The following is an 18513-nucleotide window of genomic DNA, read 5'->3' on the forward strand; positions in this document are numbered from 1 at the left end:
TTCACTCCCTCATTATTTATATGGAAGTGCAATTCCTTAGCAGCACTGTCCCGTACCATATTCTGCCCATTTAGGGCAATTTTACGAAGAGTAAAATATTCATTAACTATTTCATAGCAAGTATAACCTTCGGAGTTATAGTTTCCTTAAAAACCCCGGCTGGATTAACCGCCAGCAATTCTTCCTTCAATCGCAGAATAATTTGTTAAATAAAATCAAAAAAATGGAGGAGCAGGTAGGAAGGTTCATAACAATTGTGACCATCTAGACCAAAAGAATGAATTCTTTAATTTTCACAGCGCTTCACTTTATATTGTTATTTACTCCTGATAGTATAGTTGGAACATTCAACAAATGTAGAAGGGAGCATAATATGAGTAAATTTTGGACGAAGCTTTTACTGACAATTTCTGTAATGATGGTGCTGAATGGATGTGCCGCAGGAGAAAAATCGGATGGCAAGAAAACGACAAATACGGGAAATAATGCTGAGAAGAGCGTAAGCACAGAGGAACAGACGGAACCACAAGCTAATGCAGAACTAAAGGATGTTGAAAATAAAACTGTTGGCACTGTAAGCTTTTTTGCCCAAGACAATCATGTTCAAATTGTCGCCAATATAGATGGCCTGGAGCCGGGGCACCATGGTTTTCATATCCATGAAAAGGGTATCTGTGAACGTGATGCCAAGGAGGGGCCTTTCACAACAGCAGGTGGACATTTTAATCCAGATGGCAAAATGCACTCGGAACATGCTGGTGATATGCCTTCCCTATATGTTAACGAGGATGGAACTGCTTCCTATTCCGCAACGTTCAATCGCTTAACCATTGATCAACTGAAAAAAGAAAAACTGGCTGTAATCGTCCACGCAAATCCTGATAACTTCGGCAATATACCTGATCGCTATCAAACAGAAGGAAAAACTGGCCCAGATGAAGCAACGATGAAAGCTGGGGATGCAGGAGACAGACAAGCATGTGGAGTGATTTTGAGTACAGATGAAGATAAGAAATAATAAAGGATATTAAAAGAACCCTATACAATGTTGTGTAGGGTTTCTCTATATTTTTCAATTTTGCAACAATCGCTTCAATATCTTCAGCAGCAAAGCAATCCAATCCTCAACATACACACCTGCTATTTAACAAGCCTTTGTTCTAACTCATCCTTTTGACGCAAGTGATGACGAAAATGCATACCGACTAAATCATACCATTCCGTTGCATTCAACCAGCCGAACCCTCCATGCTTTACTTTATAATTCGGGTTAATATTTTCCACTTTTGTTTCCCATAGGCTCAACCTTGAAATAACCTGTTCCATTCTATTGATTAGTTCCTCCCTGCTATCTGAATTATTTGGTGGGGCATTCAGTTCATCCGGTAATCGTATTTTAATTGGCGGAAACCCTCCATTCTTAAATAAACGTTCACCGAACTCCGTTTTCCCGAGGGGTTGCACCTCATTTAAGGCAGCACATGTCTCCATATTATCTAGATACTCATGGGCAACAACGATTAAATGGTCATACATTTGCCCAATAGACCAAACTCCTTCTTCAGATATGTATCTTAACTGTTCCAAAGAGTATTTTTGAAGCTCGTTTTTATAAGTATGAATCAGTTTAAGTTCACTCAAATTAATCTCCTCTTTTCTATAAAGTCCTCTTCATTTAGTTCACCTTTGTTGGCAACACTTAGCTTCGCTATGTATTGTTTCTAGAGCGTTAGTAAGATTTCCTCTATTCTTGCTTCCTTACCAAAACCATCCCTTACATTTTTTCCTGTTAAAAAGAGATACTATTCCTAAAAATAGGATGTTTAAGGAGGCGGAATCAATGCCGGTGTCTTTACTCATTTTCAGGCTTTTCCTTTCGTTTGTTGTCTTGATGGCATTTACAAGATTGATGGGCAGAAAAGAAATCTCTCAAATGACATTTTTCAACTTTGTTTCAGCTATATCAATTGGTACGATCGGAGCTTCACTTGCCATTGATCCCACCATAAGTATACGGAACGGGGTAATCGCCCTTTCCGCTTGGACTCTTTTTACAATTACAATAGGCTTACTGGATATGAAATCAAAAACCGCCCGTACCATTTTCGAAGGAAAACCAGTGATAGTCATTAAAAAAGGGGACGTTATAGAGGAAGAATTATTGAAGGCCCGTCTGGACATGGATGCATTAATCGCACTTCTTCGCAAAAAAAATGTATTCTCGCTAGCGGAGGTTGACTATGCCATTTTTGAAACTGATGGAACATTGTCAGTTCTGAAAAAAGAAGAAAAGCACCCAGTTACAAAAAGCGATATGAACATGGGGAAGAAATCTCACGCTAAATTCCCAATAGCCACCGCAGTTGTTTCTGATGGCCAGATCCTTCAGGAGAACCTAAAGAATTTGAATCTTGACAAGGAATGGCTTAATCAACAAATTCAGTCTGCGGGCAGCAGGCCGGAAGATGTATTTTATGCCGAAGTTCAAAAAGACGGCACTCTTTATATTGATTATAAAGATGATTCTCCTCAGCAAATCCATTAACTTTTAAATATTATTAAAACTGCTTATTAACAGGTCTCATCTATTGATTTACTTGACTCCTCGCTTGATTCTTCGCTTGATTCCTCCCCTGGCTCCTCATCCAACTCTTGATTGTCTCCGGATTCTTCCTCCTCTAATTCAGGAGGGGGATTGACTCCGTATGTAGCACCGATATTCAATTGACCTCCGAGCTCTTTTATTCCCAACTGGGCAATTTCGTTATGGACTTCATATTTTTCGACAATCACTTTTTCTATTTTATATTCGTGGAAAATCACAGGAGGAACTCTCTGAATTTGATGTTCCTGATGTTCATCCTGGTCCTCAGTAATATTAACTTGGTCCCTGCTCCTTTCCTCATTAGCCAGGATTCTATCATCATTAGTCCGAATTCTTTCCTCCTGGAGTGCCAGCTGCTCCCGCAATTCAGTTACTAACTCTTCCAGTCTATCCAGCCTGCCCACATCAACAGAAGGAACAGCTACTGGTTGTACTGTTTTTGGTTTCTGTCTAACTTTCCTTTGAAATTCCGCTTTTAGCCCAGTGACCTCGTCGTTTAACCTGGATAATTCATTAAAAAAAGGAGTTATTTCCTTAAAGAATAAAGCACGGACGGAGGCTTCTGACATATTCTCTTCTTTTCGTATGACTTTATTGGCCTTTAAAGGTTGGTCTGACCGGTCTTTTCTTTTCAAAACCTGGTTCAGTTCATTTTCCATCCGAAGAATTCGCTTCAGGTGCACCTCAATCGAACTAAGCCTCTTGACACTCTGTTCTAAAGCGGCAATTTTATTTTTCAATGATTCATTTTCCTTATTATTGTTGAATAGTCCTTTAATAGGCAAATAGTACACCTCACTTTACTAGCACATTTATTTTGACAAAAAGGACCTTTTGGGAGGGATTAATAATGGTTTTTAAAAGCACAAATATCTTCATACACAATGTAAAAATCAATGTGATGGAAAATGGTGCAATAGTCTCCTTAACAAGAACTAGACAAGTCAGGAAGGCGAATCATTATAAAGAGTCTTTCGGCTTTGGCGTTCAGGGAGGGGACGGGGTCACCTTGCTGGGCGAAACCAGCATGGTGAATGACCCGGACATGGTGGACCACAATTCAATAAAAGAAAATCGGCCCTTTACTTTATAGGGATTTTTTTCTCTGGAGAGCCGTGTACTTCATAAACGATCGTCAGAACTCCATTTTGAAACAAAGCTTCAACCCTATTTTCTTTAGCGCTTCTTGGCAGGGCGATAACCCTCTCGAATTCGCCGAACTTCATTTCTTTTTGCACTTCCTTGTAACCGATAAAGGGGCTCGTGATTTTTCCTCTAATCACAAGCCGGTCCCCCTGGAGGGCGAGAGATACATCTTCCCTTTGGATGCCGGGCAGTGCTGCGAGCACGTAAATTTTGTCTTCGGATTCATATATATCAACCTGCGGGAAGGCCCCTTCGCTGCCATTCCCCATATCGTTAAAACCAGTAAAGAAAGAATTTGAGTTCATATGTTCTTTTGCAAAATTTTCATCGAAAATCTGGCCCCAGAAATTCCCGCCCTGAACCTTTTGGGCAATGTCCATCCATTTTTTCAACTTGTCAATATCCACTATGAACCCTCCTTCAACTCATATTCATATGGATATGAGCATATATTTAGTTTCAAAAAGGGGGGAATCCTTTGGCTGCACCTGCTATTAATATTAATATTTATATGATTAAAATAAATTCCTTTGAAAATGCCTCTGCTGTAAATATTGGACAAAACTTGTTAGCCGAATGGCAAAACTCGGATAAACGGAATCAGGGCTATGGGCAAAACTATGGTGATGAGGCAACCTTTGTCGGGAACCGCAATCTTGTTGATGATAAAGACCAAATTGATTCACCGTCATCCTTTGAATCCTCCCTACCGCCACTTGCCAAAGGATTTTGCTCATGATATTCTCCCCATCGATTGCCAATGTCCTTAATTTCAAGGTAAATGTCCTCGACCGTCACTCTCAGGTCGTTTACGGCTCCTCACAGCAGGCGGACGTTTTCCTGTCTACGAAGCGGAACATGGGGTTTGGAGAGCAAAATGGAGACTTGTCCGCTGTCAACATTCCAATCAATTTTATAAACGATACCGATGTCGCCGACACAAATTCCATTAAAAATAGTTTAATTTAATGAAGAAACCTGATATGATGCCAAAAAGAAGCAGCCCAATTCAGTTGTGTGAATTGGGCTGCTTCTTTAGTGTGCTAACAAAGCGTTTTTACTCAAAGGCCAAATTCGTTCCCAGTTTCGGATTTCCGCCTCCTTCTATTCCCTATTCATCCGCCTCTTCTTCAGCAGCCCTGTTCTGTTGCTCAGGCAGTGTATCCCAGAAGCTGATGTCTGCTTTTTCAATCGATCCGTCGGCAATAGCGCTAACGGTTGCATCCAGCGTTTGGATCGTTTGTTTGATAAGATAGCCATTACTCTTTTGGCCGAGGGCATAGGATTCAATATAATGGTCGGACATCCCGCGCATCTCAAACAGCAGTGTTGAAATACCGTAGCGGACAGCAGCCCCATTGCGCCCGATCCGTTCCTCAGAGCCGCCGACATATTTACCGATATGTCCCCAGCCCTTGCTTTCAAGTTCGTTATAAACAATCGCCCCAAGCTTCTTTGATTTTTCAAGAACCTCTGGTTTCACATTGGCATTCGTCGGATAGAGGATCGAGCCGGAAACCAACTCCCCTTCCGTTTCACTCCTTGTGCCCTGGTGGTGCAAGTCAATCATATAATCAATTTTGTACTTCTGGAATACTTGTTCATGGAGCGCACGCACTTCAGGCTCCATGGCGGAAGTAGCTTTGGCATGTTCGCGGTTTAAATCGACATTATTGGCATTGTAGCGCGTCAAGTGGCGGTCGCCGTCCGCAAGATAATTATCCAAAGAGAAATTGACGTCGCCCATCGCGCCATCCGCGTTCAGCATTGGAATAATGAGAACGTTTACATTATTCAGCACGCCTTTTGTTTTGCCGGTCCCAAGATGCTTGATAAATTCCATGGCTCCTTCGGTAGTGAGCTGTTCATTGCCATGCTGCTGCGTCAGGAACAGGATGGTCGGATTAGCAGGGTTGGAAAGATACTTCGCCATGTAAATATCCCGGCCCTTCACCGTTTTGCCGATGACCTCAAGTTCCATTGCTGCCTGCTTTGTGTCCTGGGTTTTCAGGTACTCAACCATGCTTTCATATGTATGCAAAATCGATGTCTGGATTGAGCCATTCCCGGCACTCGGGCCATTACCCACCGCCCCAACCGGCAGACCAGCCGCGGTAATTCCGCCAAATGCCATCAGCCCTGTTAGTGAGTACGCAAGAACTTTCTTCTTAATCTTCATAAAATCCCTCCAGAAACTATTTAGTTGTCCGAAATATCAGACAATATAAGTTTACTCGTTTTAAGGAGGAACTTTAATAGACTAGAAAGACTAATTATTAGACAATTATTTACGGTCAAAATAGGAGAAAGAGTTCAGTAGCATTGGCAAAAACTACATACAAAAGAAGGAGTTTAAGAGGCATCTGTTTAGGGTATAAACAAAGCTTTAAATAGCATTAATAAGAAATTCCCCTAAATTCACAAAAACGCTCAATTAATTATATATAATGAAGAAAAAGCGATTAGATCGGAGGTTCGGTATGAAGGGCAATAACAAGCTGGCACTGATCGTTTCTTACATTGTATTAGTCGGTTTCCCGTTTTTCTTCCTGGTCGTCTCGATGTTTACTGGGCAATGGGGGTATTTTGCATGGAGCATCCCGCCCTCCTTGGCAGCCGGACTGACTGGATTAATGTTCACTCTGAACCAAAATAATGCTAAAGAACCTTCAAAACACAAACAAGCATAGAGCGATGGCCTCTATGCTTGTTTTTCTCCGTTAATACCGAGCAGCCGGCCGACATTTACCTTAGCCACTTATCTAAAACTTAACACAAACCGGATTCGGCACATAAATATCCTTTTGCAACACCGTCAACTTGCCTGTTTCAGTACTTCTTTCAAACAGGACGAGGTTGCTCGAATTCTGGTTGGAGGCAAGCAAATACTTCCCGGTCGGGTCCAGTGCAAAATCCCTTGGCCAATCGCCTTCAGTCGACACGTATTCAACCGCGCTCAATTTCCCTGTTACCTCATCCACTTCGAATACCGCGATGCTGTTATGGCCGCGGTTCCCCACATACACAAACCGGCCGTCCGCAGAAACATGAATCGCGCTTCCCTGGCTATCTCCCGCGAAACCATCCGGAAGGGCTGAAATCGACTGGATCTCCGAGAACGCACCGTCCCCATAAGATAATACAAGTACCTCGGAACTAAACTCCGTCATCACATACGCAATCGACGGGTTCACCGGATGAAAGGCAAGGTGGCGAGGACCGCTTCCCGGGCGCACTTCCAATCTCCCTGCTTCCGTTAAAGCCCCATCCTCATTTACACGGTATGTAAGCACCAGATCGCAACCCAACTCACACACAGCCAAATACTTCCCATCAGGAGCCATCCCGGCGTAATGCGTGTGCGCCTTTTCCTGGCGCGGATCTGGACCAGATCCCTCATGATGGATCACCGAAATCGACGAAGTAATCGCGCCTTGCCGAATTCCATACGACTCCACTGTCCCTTTATGATAATTGGCGCTGAAAACAAAGCGCTGCTCAGAATCCGTGCTCACATGGCAAGGCGGCGAACCCGCTGAAACCTCTGAATGAATCAATTCCAAACCCGACGGCTTTACCGAAAACGCAGCCACACCGCCCTGGTCCCCCTCTTTAATAACCGAATACAAGTATTGCCGGTCTGGGCTCAAGGTCAGATAAGTCGGATTCCCAACCTCCGCCACAACCTCAATATCCGTAACCGCGCCAGCCTCCGTATCCAGCACAATCGAATAAATCCCCTTGCTATCGCCATTCGTATACGTCCCAATATACCCCTTAAACCTACTCACACAAATCCGCCCCTTCCAAACAAATGCATTAATCTCTATTCTACAAAAAACTCCGCGAAATAGGAACTTTCCGAACCCCTCTCTTCTGGCAAAAGGAAAACCTTTCGTGTCGCGGACAATCCCAGTTGCATCTTGCTCCCGCCATCTCCATTCTATGGTAAGGGTACTAACCGCATCTTTCTGACCATATTCTTTTAGAAGAATATAACAAAAAGAGATGTAAAGTGGGTGGGAAGTTTGAGGGTTCGTTTGCGGCCGATTGTGAGCGGAGTTAATTTGCCTACTGTTATTAAGATGGCGGTTTTGCCGGGTGAGTCGGTTGAGAGGTTATTTATTGCCTCACAGGTTGGGGAGATTTATTATATCGGGAACGGAAATGTGAGGACCTTTTTGGATATTCGCCCGCGGATTATAAAGCTCGGTACGTCAGGCGGCGGCTATGACGAACGGGGGCTGATCGGACTTGCGTTTCATCCGGATTTTACGAGGAACGGCCTGTTTTATCTGCATTATTCTGTCGCCGGAACACAAGGCCCTGGCGCTCTTTCCGGCCCTTTTCAGCCTAATCCGTGCGATCCCGGCACATTGAACCTCAGATGGATAAACAGAGACACACAATACGATCACATCAATACAGTGGAAGAATGGATGCTGCAATCAAATGGCCCGCCACAGAAACGGCGCGCGCTGCTTAACATCAGAAGGCCATTTTTTAATCATAACGGAGTCAATAGTTTAAACTTTTCACCCGAAACAGGAAAGCTTGTTTTAACTACAGGGGACGGCGGCGCGGGCTATGACCCATTTAACTTGGCCCAGGACGATTTGGAAATCGCGGGCAAAATCATTGAAATCGATGTCGGCAAAAATACATTTGTCGCCAATCCGCCTGTCGTCACGCGATTCAACGAACTGCCAACAGCCATCCAGGAAACCCTTACGGTCATCGCCAAAGGAGTCCGGAATATACCAGGTATCTCATTTCAAAGCTTCCAAAACCAATTTATGAAATATGCAGGCATTGTCGGACAAGACTTTGCAGAATCCATTTTCTCCTTCATTCAATATAAGCCCATCCCGGTTACCCAGCTTGTCGGAGCCTCACTATTGAACGCTGAACTCGGCAATAATTTAATTAACTTCGGTTGGCGCGGATGGGAAGGCGCTTTTCCTACACCAGTTTTACAAGGCTGCCCCGGCAATCCGTCCCTCGATTCGCATACAATCGCCTATTTCACTGAAGCACTCACAACGTCCGTCAGACGCTTGCCGCCATTAACCACTTATTATCATAATGATGCCCGCCCAGGTAAATTTGGCGGAACCGCCCTGACAGGAGTGCAAGCCTATAGCGGAACCGGTATCCCCGCGTTAACCGGAAGCGTCGTCTTCACCGACCTGGCCAGAAAAGGCTCCTCCCCTGTCAGAGGCGTTTTAGCATATACCACTGCCAGAACAGACGGAAAACTAAACGACTACGAAGTAATCGAAATCGACCACCAATTCGGCTCCCAATCCGCCTACTACGTCAGCCTCGGTGCGAACCAAAACCAGACCAAACTCTACCTGGGCACCTACAACTCAATGAAAGTAACCGATCTTAACCAAGGGACAATCTATGAAGTTATCTCCTAAAGCTAAGCGACAAATTATAGCCCTCATCTATAGTGGGGGCTATTTGTCATGCCTGCTTTTTCACTATCAAAAAAATTTTTGCATTTATTTCGTTCTCTATTAAATTCTATTTGTTTTATATAATGAACGATATAATGAGCATTTAAGAGAAAACTGGCGATTTACTATTATTTCACGCCCATTTTGGATCTATTTGGCAGTAAATGCGATTTTATTTAAGTTTTTTAGTATATTATAATGAACTTGTAAGTTCACTATATAGAACAATCTGGACTAAAAAGGAGCGGAGGGTGGTGAAAATGAAGAGAATCGCAGCGCTTAGTTTTTTTGCACTTATGATGGCAGGAGTAGGAACTACATATGCTTTTTCGAACAGTGGAGAAGCGATTCCGACTTGGTTTAAACAATCTCTTGACCAACGAATCAACGAGATAAAAGACGAGACATCAGGCAAAACAGGGATAGCAATAATAAGCTTATCAACAGACACGCAACTCGAAAAACAAAATGCTGAAAATCAAATATTAAATTTTAAATTAAACGAAGTAGGAAATGGAAAAAAAGCGATTAATGAACATAAAGACCATTCTATTCAACAGCTACACGAAGCAAAAGAACAGTTAACGATACAGCATAAACAGAAAATGAAACAGTATAAAGAACAACTTAAAGAACGAGAAGCAGCTCAGATTAAAATGGATACTATTGCTATTCTATCGGATCTTTTGGAAGTAATCGAAGAATAAAATTAATCCACCCTAATCAGGTCTAGAACAAATAACCTATTATTCGAAAGGATGAGTTTAATCTTGAAATCACTTAAAACAAAAGTCGTAACAGGGGTCGTAACGGTAGGTTTATTATCAGGAGTAGGGGCAACATTTGCCAACACAGATGCAGGTGTTGTTCTAAAGGCATGGTATGATAAACAATTTGTGAAGTCAGCTGCTTTTATCCAGTCAGAAACAACAGCATATGGTAATGAGAAGGCTGAAGCGTATTACAAGGAGTATAATGCTTTAAAAACTGAGGCTACAAACAGCATCAATACAACGAAGACCCAGAAACAAAACGCAGCCAAAGCAGAGATCAATGCTGCTAAGAACAAGCATCTAATTGACATAAAAAACAAAAAGGCCGAAATATTAGCCTATATGGATGATCAATTCGATTCTATTTCTGCAGATGCTCAAACTGCGATTAACAGTGCCGGTGAAAAAACATTATCCGAAAAATACGGTGATTTAACAACACATACAGAAAGCAAGGGGTGGGATGCTTATGTAGACATGAATTCACAACTTGCTTCAGTTGAATTTGATGCGATTAGAGCCTTGGAAGATTCGATTTATTATGCAAAACAGGATTTAGTAAAGCAATTGAATGCTGAAACTTCAGCAACAACACAGGAAATTAAAGATGCAATCGATGCGAAAATGGCGGAACTTCGGTCTTTAATATCTACTAAAAAGGATGAATTAGTAGCCGCACAGCAAGAATTTATCTCTAAAGAAGCACAAGACCGCGTAAATAAGGCCAAGGCAGACCTCGACGCTACAGTTATTGATAATATTAACACCGATTATTAAACCTATCATGAGGGCCTCAATTCTTTAGAGGCCCTCATGGTAAAGATGGAGGGCTTTCAAAATGTTCCAGAAAGACCAAAATAATAAAAAGAGCAAATTAAGTTTAAAATTTCTGATTGGAGTTCTGCTTTTGAGCTGCATCATTATTAGCAATATCGGAGTTGCATATGCTGATCAGGATATTCACTCTCTTTTGGCTAATTGGTTTAATAAAAATGGACAAGAGTCCATAAGCGAAATTGAAAAAGCCATCGAAGAAGAAAAAGTAAAACAAAGGATTCGTTTAAAGGAAGAACTGCAATTGGAACTGAAGAACTCCGCTCAGCTGTTAAAACAGTATACGGAAGATGAAAAGAATAAAAGAATTATTGCCTTACAACAGTATGCAGACCAGTTAATTAAGGAAATGAAGCTCGAAAACAACCAAGCCGAAAAACAAAGGATTTCCGCCGAAATGGATAATGAAGTTCAAAAAGCGATCAAAGAACTAGAAAAAATAAAGCCAAAAGCAAAGTAATTCTATAGTGATCCAATGAATAGTTCGGTAACGACAAACCCCTCTTCCCACTTCATATTTAGTGATAATACGACTCTACTTAAATATCTGATAGGCAAACAGGTTTTAAGGGATTTTTTTTGGCCGGTACTGTACATACATAAAAATTGGCTTTTACAAAATTTCAATATGGAAAGAAAAGGATGAAAACGGCTCCGGAGTTTTTCTGGGCCGGTATTTCTCTTTTTTCTTTGCCCTTTATGCAATAAGCCAGCATGCTTTACCCTCCATCCAATTCATACCGTATTCGGAGCTATACAATCACAGTGAAACACTGGAACAGCCCCCTCCCTCACACTCAAAATTCCCACATAAGAAATCATTCCCCCCCGAGCGCAACCTTTTACACAATTCAGCAATTTCCGCACTTTAAAATTGAAAACACTAGTTTCATAGTGTTAATATGGAAGCATATGTAAAAAAGTGCATAAAATTCATAAAAGGGGGTGATTGAATGTTTTGTTCTAATTGTGGAGCAAAAATTGAGGAAGGTGATAGATTTTGCCCATCATGCGGCAAAGCAGTTGTGGCCGTAAACACAGGGGTCTCCTACAGATCATCGGATGCAGTGTCTGGCGACCATGAAGTACGGACTTTTGTTGGAAAAAAGGCCGATTATTATTTGCGGAAATGGAACAATCCAAAAAATAAAGGGAGCAATATGGGCTGGAACTGGGCAGCCTTTTTAGCCGGGATGTTCTGGCTGGGCTACCGGAAAATGTACAAACTCGTGTTAATCATTTTGGGCGCTTTTGTAGTTTTTGATATTATTTCGTATATTATTAACAATCCAGCTATGGACAAAATAAATAACACATTAGGCTTAGTCGTTGCTGCCATTTTGGGGATTTCCGGAAACTACCATTATTATTTACATGCACAAAAAAACATTGAGGATGTTAAAAACCAATTCCCTAATAACTTGCAAGAACAGGAAGCTGCTTTACGCAAACGGGGAGGTTCAAGCTGGGGCGGAGTATTCATCGTCCTAGGTTTGTTTGTTGTGTATTTTATAATTAATTTAGTGTTAGCCGGTATTTTTGAGGCGGCTTAATCCTTATAAACAAACTTGATAAGAATGTTGCAAAAAACTGCAGGCGTTTCCCAATTGAGAAGATTAATAAGGAGCTCAGATCCCAATAAAGGTCTGGCTCCTTATCTATTTCTAAAAGCTTTTGGCAAAATCGAATTCCCAATAAAAAGACAAAAATTTGTCAAGAGTTGGACATCACCCTGCAACAATTATAGCGTCATTTCGCACGAAAACAATGTGATAATAGTGTTAACCACAATAAACGAAAGGATGGCTTAGCATGGAAATCACATTAGAACAAATGTTAAAAGAACGCCCGGGAATGAGTATTCTTCAGCTAAAGAAAGCCCTACTCATCCAACAAAAAAACGGCTACATGTATATTGACGCTGATATCGCACCCCTTGAACTGCATCAACCATTTACATACGAATACACACTACTAAGCTCATCTTATTAAAAACTACATAGATTAAGAGTCTCAAAGCCTTCCGCTCCATCCAGCCGGCTTTTCAAAATTGACTATAACTTTCTTTAGAGCCCGAACGGCCGCACCCCCACCGCTGTTCGGGCTCTAAGTCGCCATTTACTGCCCGAACGGCCACTTGCCCACTGCCACTCGGGCACTAAGTCCTCATTTACTGCCCGAAGGACCACCTGCCCACCGCGGTTCGGGCTCTAAGTCGTCCTTTACAGCCCGAAGGACCAACTGCCAACCACTGTTCGGGCTCTAAGTCGCCATTTACTGCCCGAAGGACCACCTGCCCACCGCTGTTCGGGCTCTAAGTCGCCATTTACTGCCCGAACGGCCACTTGCCCACCGCGGTTCGGGCACTAAGTCTTCATTTACAGCTCGAAGGATCACCTGACCACTGCTGTACGAGTCAAGTCCTTTATTATGTGTAAAAAGAAAATCAATGTTAGTCAATCAATATAGTGGTTTGTTTTATGTTTGAATATTCAGTCAGGGGAGGGGCGGGGAGCCCCTCTCCTGACTGAAAGTTTTTTAAAAATTTCTCCTGCTTTTTTTAATTCTGGTTTGCGTCCTTAAGGAACGGCTTTCCATCCCAACCCTCTTCAATTTGCATAAGTACTGAGCCAATGATCCTGATTGCGGATTGATCATGAGGAAATATCGTAATGACTCTTTCTCTTCTCCTTATTTCCCTGTTCAAGCGTTCCAGCATATTCGTCGACTTAACATGCTTATGATGAATCAAGGGGCGGGAATGGAACTGCATGGCGTCTTCGAAACCTTCCTCTAGAACGTTAATTGCCTTTTGAAAGCTTTTCTGATCGTGGTATTTGTCTATAAACTGTTTTTTCAGTTCACGCGCAATTTTTAGCTGCGATGTTCTAAAAATATCCTTCAGCTCTTCGCGAGCTGCCTGGGTATTCTTTTTAGGGAGGGACTCAACGATGTTTCGAAGGAAGTGGACCGTACACCGTTACCATGAAGTCCCAAGAAAAGATTGTTTAATAGATTTTACTAAGCCTGAATGAGCATCGGAAATGACCATTTTAGGTGATTGGAGGCCTCGCGATTTCAAGTAATCAAAAAATAGCGACCAGTTTTCTGTCGATTCAGCATGGTTTACCTGTAGCCCAATAATTTCCCTGTTTCCTTTCTCATTGATCCCACATGCCAAATAAACTCCTTTAGAAACAACCCTGTCGTTCTCACGAACTTTAATGTACATGGCATCAACGATGATATATGGGTAATAGAAGGCATTGAGGGGCCGGTTTCTCCACTCATTAACGATGGGATCAAGCCCCTTGGTTAATTCGGATACAAATGATTTTGAGACCTTTTTTCCGCATATCTCTTCGACAATTTTGGATACCTTTCGGGTTGAGACTCCATTCACAACCATCTCCATCATGGACAGGATTAAGGCCTGTTCCCAGCGCTCATATTTCTTAAAGACGGAAGTGGAAAATTCCCCATCCCTCGTGCGGGGGACCCTTAATTCCAGGCCACCTACCCCCGTGATTAGTGAACGTGAGTAAAAGCCATTGCGTTGACCTTTGCGTTCCTCCGTTCTTTCGTAAGGAAGGGCATTGATATACTCATCCCTTTCCTTATCCATTAGAGAGTTTAGAATAAGGGATAAAGAGGCTTTAACGGGAGATTCTAACGAACTGTTTTCGATTTTGCCTTTGAGATCCTCAAGGTTTATAGTAATATTAATTTGGGTCATAATCGTGTCCTCCGTATAGTGGTTTTCTTGGTCGAAAAACATTGTATCACGGAACACGTATTGTGACCCTTTTCTTTTACACAATTATACGGACTTAATCGCTGTACGGGCTCTAAGTCAGCCCGAAAGAAGCAAAGGGACGATTCCACCGCTTCTCTCGACACCCGAAAGAAGCAACGGAACCGTCCCCTGCATCATTTGTAACAGAAGGCCACTCTTATCTAAGACTAATTCTTCTCATTTTCCTGGAGTAAATGGCCGAGAATTAGGAATACGCTGGATGTCCAGGTGAATGCTGGGTCACGCAGGCCCTCCCCGGTTAAGGCATTGAAGTTTTCCGCCATCCCGGACTTTGTTGCCATTTTACAGAACCTTCGGGCAATCTCAAGGGCCAGCTCTTTTTTCCCCGCCGACAGCAGTCCATCCACAACCAGCAAGGTCGTTGGCGCCCAAATCGGCCCGCGCCAGTAGCCGTCTTCTTTATAGAACGGGCTGGACGGCAGTTCTGTCGCCAGGCCATGTTCTGTTAAAAAGCCCTTATTTTTTATTCCATCCACCAATTTTCCCAGAATCCCAGCCGGAAGCCTTTTCCCAAGAATAATAGGTATATAGAGTACTAGGCTGTCTGATTCAATCACTTCATGCGTGCCGGATTTTTTCGCCACAAACCTCTCGCCATCCCAGAAATGATCGATCATGTTCAGTAACAATTCCTTTGATCCGAGCCTCCACCTTCTAGCTTCATCTTCTCGTCCCAGTTTCTCCGCGATTTCCGCCAGTATATCCATTTGCAAAACTAAGAACGAACACAAATCCGGACTTTCCACCGGAGTTCCTTTGCGAAAAATCGTACTGTTATCCCAGCCGCTATCATTCCCGTGGTTATATTGCGGGATTCCATCCCCATCACTATCTTGATACGCCAACCACCAACGCGTCCATTTCGCCAACGGCAAATAAACTTCCTGCAATTTCTCCGTATTTACATAATCGGTCTGTTCAATAATCCGCCTTAACGTCCAGCCATGGATCGGAGGCTTTGTAAAATTCCACAATTCAAAGCGATTGTTGACGAAGTCCGGAAGCATCCCCGACTCATCCTGCAGGTCAAAGAAAATCATGAACTGATCCCAGGCAAGTTTTGGTGAGTTTTTTGCAAGAGCCATGGCATTGAAGCAATGGTCCCAACTCCAGATGTTCGTCATCCAGTTTTTCGACATGTACATCGCCGGCCTAGTCAATTTTCCTTCAGGCGAAACGACGCAGGACCACGTAATATAGCCAGCCAGCTCCCGCCCGCGCTCAAACTCATCAGGCACTGACAGAACACGTTCAATCCATGACTCGAATTCTTTTTTTACGGCCTTATGCCCCTCTGCAAAAGAAGCATAGGAACGGGGCCGATACACGGTTGTATACTCCTCCAGCACACATTCCATCTCCGCCGACCGCGAATCAGGTAGAAAATCAACAACGATTTTTTCACAGCGCTGCTCCTTGAACGGGGCATCCATCTCAATCCGCCCCTTAACCGCCCTAAGCATATAGCGCATTTCCTGAGACGAATGATTCACTTCCCAGTGATTCTCGCCAATAAGCGCAGCGTAATCATAAGCACCAGTAACCCCCGTCAGTCTAACCCCGACACCTTCGCTCCTTATTTGCAGAACCCGCGCTTCGGTAATGCAAAATTCCGCAAAGCCTCCGTCTGCTTTTAGGCGCAGCAAACTCGGATCCATTTCAGGCTGATAGGACAGCGGCTCGCCATCACGCACCAACTCAATCCGGAACACTTCGCCAAAATCATTGTCCCCGTTCCGGATATTCCGTATATAAAGCGCCCCATCACCGCCCCTTCTATGCTTCGGCGAAATCGTTATAAATGAACCATAACGGCTGAAAGGGATTTTTTTTATATCAAACATGAATTCACTTCCTTATTAAATTCTTCGGTTAAATAAGCTAATTGAATCTTTCTTTTCATATTCACGAAAGCCGCCCCGCTGAAAGCGAAGCCCTATAGCTAAATTCACCAAGAAGCCTTGGCTTAATTTCAGAAGGGAATTTCGCAAAAAAATGGATGAACCTAAATTCATCCATACACTCTATTATTTTAAACCAGTGGTCTGCACACCCTCGACAATTTTCTTTTGCGCCAAAAAGAACAACACAAGCGGAATAATACTAATCAGGAACGTCACGGCCATGATACCGTTCGTGTCCACATCATGAACCCCTTTAAACTGCGCCAACCCCAGCGTCAACGTATATTTGCTCTGGTCATTCAAGAAAATCAGCGGCCCTAAATAATCATTCCAGCTGCCTAATATGTTGAATACCGCGATTAGCACAATGACTGGCCACACGAGCGGCAAATAAATTTTATAATAAATCTGGAACACATTCGCTCCGTCAATTTTTGCCGCCTCATCCAGCTCTTTCGGAATCGACATAATGAATTGCCGCAGCAGGAAAATATAAAACGCGGAACCGAACCACGAAGGAACAATCAGCGCCTTCAGCGTGTTAATCCAGCCAAACATATTAAATGCCATATATTGCGGAATCATCGTGACTTCCCACGGAATCATCATCGTCGCAAGCAAAATAATGAACAGCGTATCCCGCCCTTTAAATTGAAACCGCGCAAAACCGTACGCGACTAAAGTCGATGAAATAATCTGCCCAAGCGTCGTCATCACGGTGACAATCACACTATTCAACAGGAAAAGATTGAATGGCTGACTGTTCCATGCCTTGGCGAAGTTCTCGAAATGCCACTCAGACGGAAAGAATTTTGGCGGATACATGCTAAGTTCCTCCGGGCCCTTCAAAGCGGTCATCATCATCCAAAAAAACGGCAAAAGAAATAATAGCGATAGGGCAATCAACAAACCATATACAATGCTTTTTTGGATTCGCATTTGTACTTTCATCCGGAATCGGCACCTCCTTATTTTTCTTTATTTTTTACTTCATTTTCGTAAAACACCCACATGCTCGATGATTTAAAAACTAGCATCGTTAAAGCCAGGACAATGATGAACATGACCCACGCGTTTGCCGAAGAATAACCCATCTTGAAATATTTAAACGCATTCTCATACACATACATTGCATAGAAATACGTCGACTGCATCGGTCCGCCGCCAGTCAACACGAGCGCGAGCGTCAGTGTTTGGAACGCACCGATAATCGTCATGATTAAATTAAAAAGAATCGTCGGCGATAATAATGGAATTGTGATTTTGAAAAATTTATAAAGCTTCCCGGCCCCATCAATTTCCGCCGCCTCATATAGATCTGTGGGGATGTTTTTCAAACCCGCCAGGAAAATCAGCATCATTGTCCCCTGGCCCCAAAGACTAGCAATAACCATCGCCGCCAGCGCCCAGTTGGCATCACTTAGCCATCCCGGCCCCTCAATACCAATGAAAGAAAGCAAGTAGTTTAATATTCCGTATTCGCCATCGAAAACCGTCCCCCAGATCATCGCCAGCGCAACCCCGGAAATAACGGAAGGAACATAGAAAAACGTCCGGAACAGTGAACTTCCCTTTACCTTTTGATTCAGCAAAACCGCCAGCAATAACGCCAGGATAATATTCAATGGAACAAAAACCATCGCATACTTCACCGTGACCCATAAGGAATGCCAAAACAGCGGGTCATCCGTGAACATCGTAATATAGTTGGAAAGCCCAACAAATTGCACTTCCCCGACAATAGGCCAATCATAAAAACTAATCACCAATGAAAACAATAGCGGCCCGATCGTAAATACGACAAAACCAATGATCCACGGGGCGATAAACAGATAGGGAGCCATTTGGCCCCATTTTCTTGGCTTCTTTATCTGAAGTGCCGAGGGTGCGGTGCCAATACTTAAGCCGGATTTCATCGAATGCCTCCTCCTGCCATTTTAGGAAGGCTCCACAATGACTAAAGATTTGT

The 18513-nt window shown here is 43.0% G+C and carries 20 protein-coding genes and 1 pseudogene; 12 read left to right on the forward strand and 9 right to left on the reverse strand.

Annotated elements, in window-relative coordinates:
* Positions 1-373: 373 nt before the first annotated feature.
* Positions 374-1018, forward strand: coding sequence for a superoxide dismutase family protein (locus BN1002_RS23050; RefSeq protein ID WP_052445654.1), 645 nt, complete (start codon positions 374-376; stop codon positions 1016-1018).
* Positions 1019-1140: 122 nt separating this feature from the next.
* Here BN1002_RS23050 and BN1002_RS17205 read toward each other — a convergent pair whose 3' ends face one another.
* Complete coding sequence (locus tag BN1002_RS17205) at positions 1141-1641, reverse strand: DinB family protein (protein ID WP_048826756.1); 501 nt, start codon at positions 1639-1641, stop codon at positions 1141-1143.
* 199 nt (positions 1642-1840) lie between these two features.
* Here BN1002_RS17205 and BN1002_RS17210 point away from each other — a divergent pair, with 199 nt between their 5' ends.
* Positions 1841-2545: a DUF421 domain-containing protein gene (locus BN1002_RS17210; RefSeq protein WP_048826757.1), complete on the forward strand. Its 705-nt coding sequence runs from the start codon at positions 1841-1843 to the stop codon at positions 2543-2545.
* 26 nt (positions 2546-2571) lie between these two features.
* Here BN1002_RS17210 and BN1002_RS17215 read toward each other — a convergent pair whose 3' ends face one another.
* Positions 2572-3345 carry a hypothetical protein gene (locus BN1002_RS17215; protein WP_148362811.1) on the reverse strand — a complete coding sequence of 258 codons (774 nt, stop codon included), beginning with the start codon at positions 3343-3345 and terminating at the stop codon, positions 2572-2574.
* A gap of 110 nt (positions 3346-3455) precedes the next feature.
* Here BN1002_RS17215 and BN1002_RS17220 point away from each other — a divergent pair, with 110 nt between their 5' ends.
* Positions 3456-3698: a hypothetical protein gene (locus BN1002_RS17220; protein ID WP_048826759.1), complete on the forward strand. Its 243-nt coding sequence runs from the start codon at positions 3456-3458 to the stop codon at positions 3696-3698.
* Here the strand turns inward: BN1002_RS17220 and BN1002_RS17225 are convergent.
* Positions 3688-4158, reverse strand: a complete 471-nt coding sequence (locus BN1002_RS17225; protein WP_048826760.1) for an Hsp20/alpha crystallin family protein — start codon at positions 4156-4158, stop codon at positions 3688-3690. The two genes, BN1002_RS17220 and BN1002_RS17225, sit on opposite strands and share 11 nt — an antisense overlap.
* Before the next feature lie 104 nt (positions 4159-4262).
* On the opposite strand from BN1002_RS17225, the gene BN1002_RS17230 reads away from it, so the two are divergent.
* Both BN1002_RS17230 and BN1002_RS17235 read left to right on the forward strand, forming a co-directional pair.
* Complete coding sequence (locus BN1002_RS17230; protein WP_048828029.1) at positions 4263-4490, forward strand: hypothetical protein; 228 nt, start codon at positions 4263-4265, stop codon at positions 4488-4490.
* Positions 4487-4720 carry a hypothetical protein gene (locus BN1002_RS17235; RefSeq protein ID WP_048826761.1) on the forward strand — a complete coding sequence of 78 codons (234 nt, stop codon included), beginning with the start codon at positions 4487-4489 and terminating at the stop codon, positions 4718-4720. The genes BN1002_RS17230 and BN1002_RS17235 overlap by 4 nt, the downstream gene beginning before the upstream one ends.
* Positions 4721-4862: 142 nt before the next feature.
* Here BN1002_RS17235 and BN1002_RS17240 read toward each other — a convergent pair whose 3' ends face one another.
* Complete coding sequence (locus tag BN1002_RS17240; RefSeq protein ID WP_048826762.1) at positions 4863-5930, reverse strand: M14 family zinc carboxypeptidase; 1068 nt, start codon at positions 5928-5930, stop codon at positions 4863-4865.
* 301 nt (positions 5931-6231) lie between these two features.
* Between BN1002_RS17240 and BN1002_RS17245 the strand changes: the two genes are divergently transcribed.
* The gene (locus BN1002_RS17245) at positions 6232-6441 is read left to right on the forward strand and encodes a hypothetical protein (protein WP_048826763.1); all 210 of its coding nucleotides are present in this window, start codon (positions 6232-6234) and stop codon (positions 6439-6441) included.
* 72 nt (positions 6442-6513) lie between these two features.
* Here BN1002_RS17245 and BN1002_RS17250 read toward each other — a convergent pair whose 3' ends face one another.
* Complete coding sequence (locus tag BN1002_RS17250; protein ID WP_048826764.1) at positions 6514-7542, reverse strand: lactonase family protein; 1029 nt, start codon at positions 7540-7542, stop codon at positions 6514-6516.
* 228 nt (positions 7543-7770) lie between these two features.
* On the opposite strand from BN1002_RS17250, the gene BN1002_RS17255 reads away from it, so the two are divergent.
* The 6 genes from BN1002_RS17255 to BN1002_RS17285 all read left to right on the forward strand — a co-directional run bounded on the left by BN1002_RS17255 (position 7771) and on the right by BN1002_RS17285 (position 12815).
* On the forward strand, positions 7771-9177 hold the full coding sequence (locus BN1002_RS17255; RefSeq protein WP_048826765.1) for a PQQ-dependent sugar dehydrogenase: 1407 nt from the start codon (positions 7771-7773) through the stop codon (positions 9175-9177).
* A 299-nt stretch (positions 9178-9476) separates the two neighbouring features.
* The gene (locus BN1002_RS17260) at positions 9477-9923 is read left to right on the forward strand and encodes a hypothetical protein (protein ID WP_048826766.1); all 447 of its coding nucleotides are present in this window, start codon (positions 9477-9479) and stop codon (positions 9921-9923) included.
* 63 nt (positions 9924-9986) lie between these two features.
* A complete protein-coding gene (locus BN1002_RS17265) occupies positions 9987-10766 on the forward strand; it encodes a hypothetical protein (RefSeq protein WP_048826767.1) in 780 nt (259 codons plus the stop codon).
* Between the two features lie 61 nt (positions 10767-10827).
* Positions 10828-11283, forward strand: coding sequence for a hypothetical protein (locus BN1002_RS17270; RefSeq protein WP_048826768.1), 456 nt, complete (start codon positions 10828-10830; stop codon positions 11281-11283).
* 493 nt (positions 11284-11776) lie between these two features.
* Complete coding sequence (locus tag BN1002_RS17275; RefSeq protein WP_048826769.1) at positions 11777-12376, forward strand: DUF2628 domain-containing protein; 600 nt, start codon at positions 11777-11779, stop codon at positions 12374-12376.
* Between the two features lie 259 nt (positions 12377-12635).
* Positions 12636-12815 carry a hypothetical protein gene (locus BN1002_RS17285; RefSeq protein ID WP_048826771.1) on the forward strand — a complete coding sequence of 60 codons (180 nt, stop codon included), beginning with the start codon at positions 12636-12638 and terminating at the stop codon, positions 12813-12815.
* Positions 12816-13383: 568 nt separating this feature from the next.
* Here the strand turns inward: BN1002_RS17285 and BN1002_RS17290 are convergent.
* From BN1002_RS17290 to BN1002_RS17305, 4 genes and pseudogenes are all read right to left on the reverse strand, one after another.
* Positions 13384-14559 (reverse strand): annotated as a pseudogene (locus BN1002_RS17290) (IS256 family transposase).
* Between the two features lie 227 nt (positions 14560-14786).
* On the reverse strand, positions 14787-16484 hold the full coding sequence (locus BN1002_RS17295) for an amylo-alpha-1,6-glucosidase (RefSeq protein WP_048826772.1): 1698 nt from the start codon (positions 16482-16484) through the stop codon (positions 14787-14789).
* A 183-nt stretch (positions 16485-16667) separates the two neighbouring features.
* Complete coding sequence (locus BN1002_RS17300; protein WP_082036282.1) at positions 16668-17495, reverse strand: carbohydrate ABC transporter permease; 828 nt, start codon at positions 17493-17495, stop codon at positions 16668-16670.
* Positions 17496-17512: 17 nt separating this feature from the next.
* Entirely contained in the window at positions 17513-18460 is a 948-nt protein-coding gene (locus BN1002_RS17305) for a carbohydrate ABC transporter permease (protein ID WP_048826773.1), read from the reverse strand.
* Positions 18461-18513 lie beyond the last annotated feature (53 nt).

This window comes from Bacillus sp. B-jedd, from assembly GCF_000821085.1.
In the GTDB taxonomy this organism is placed as follows: Bacteria; Bacillota; Bacilli; order Bacillales; family Cytobacillaceae; genus Bacillus_D.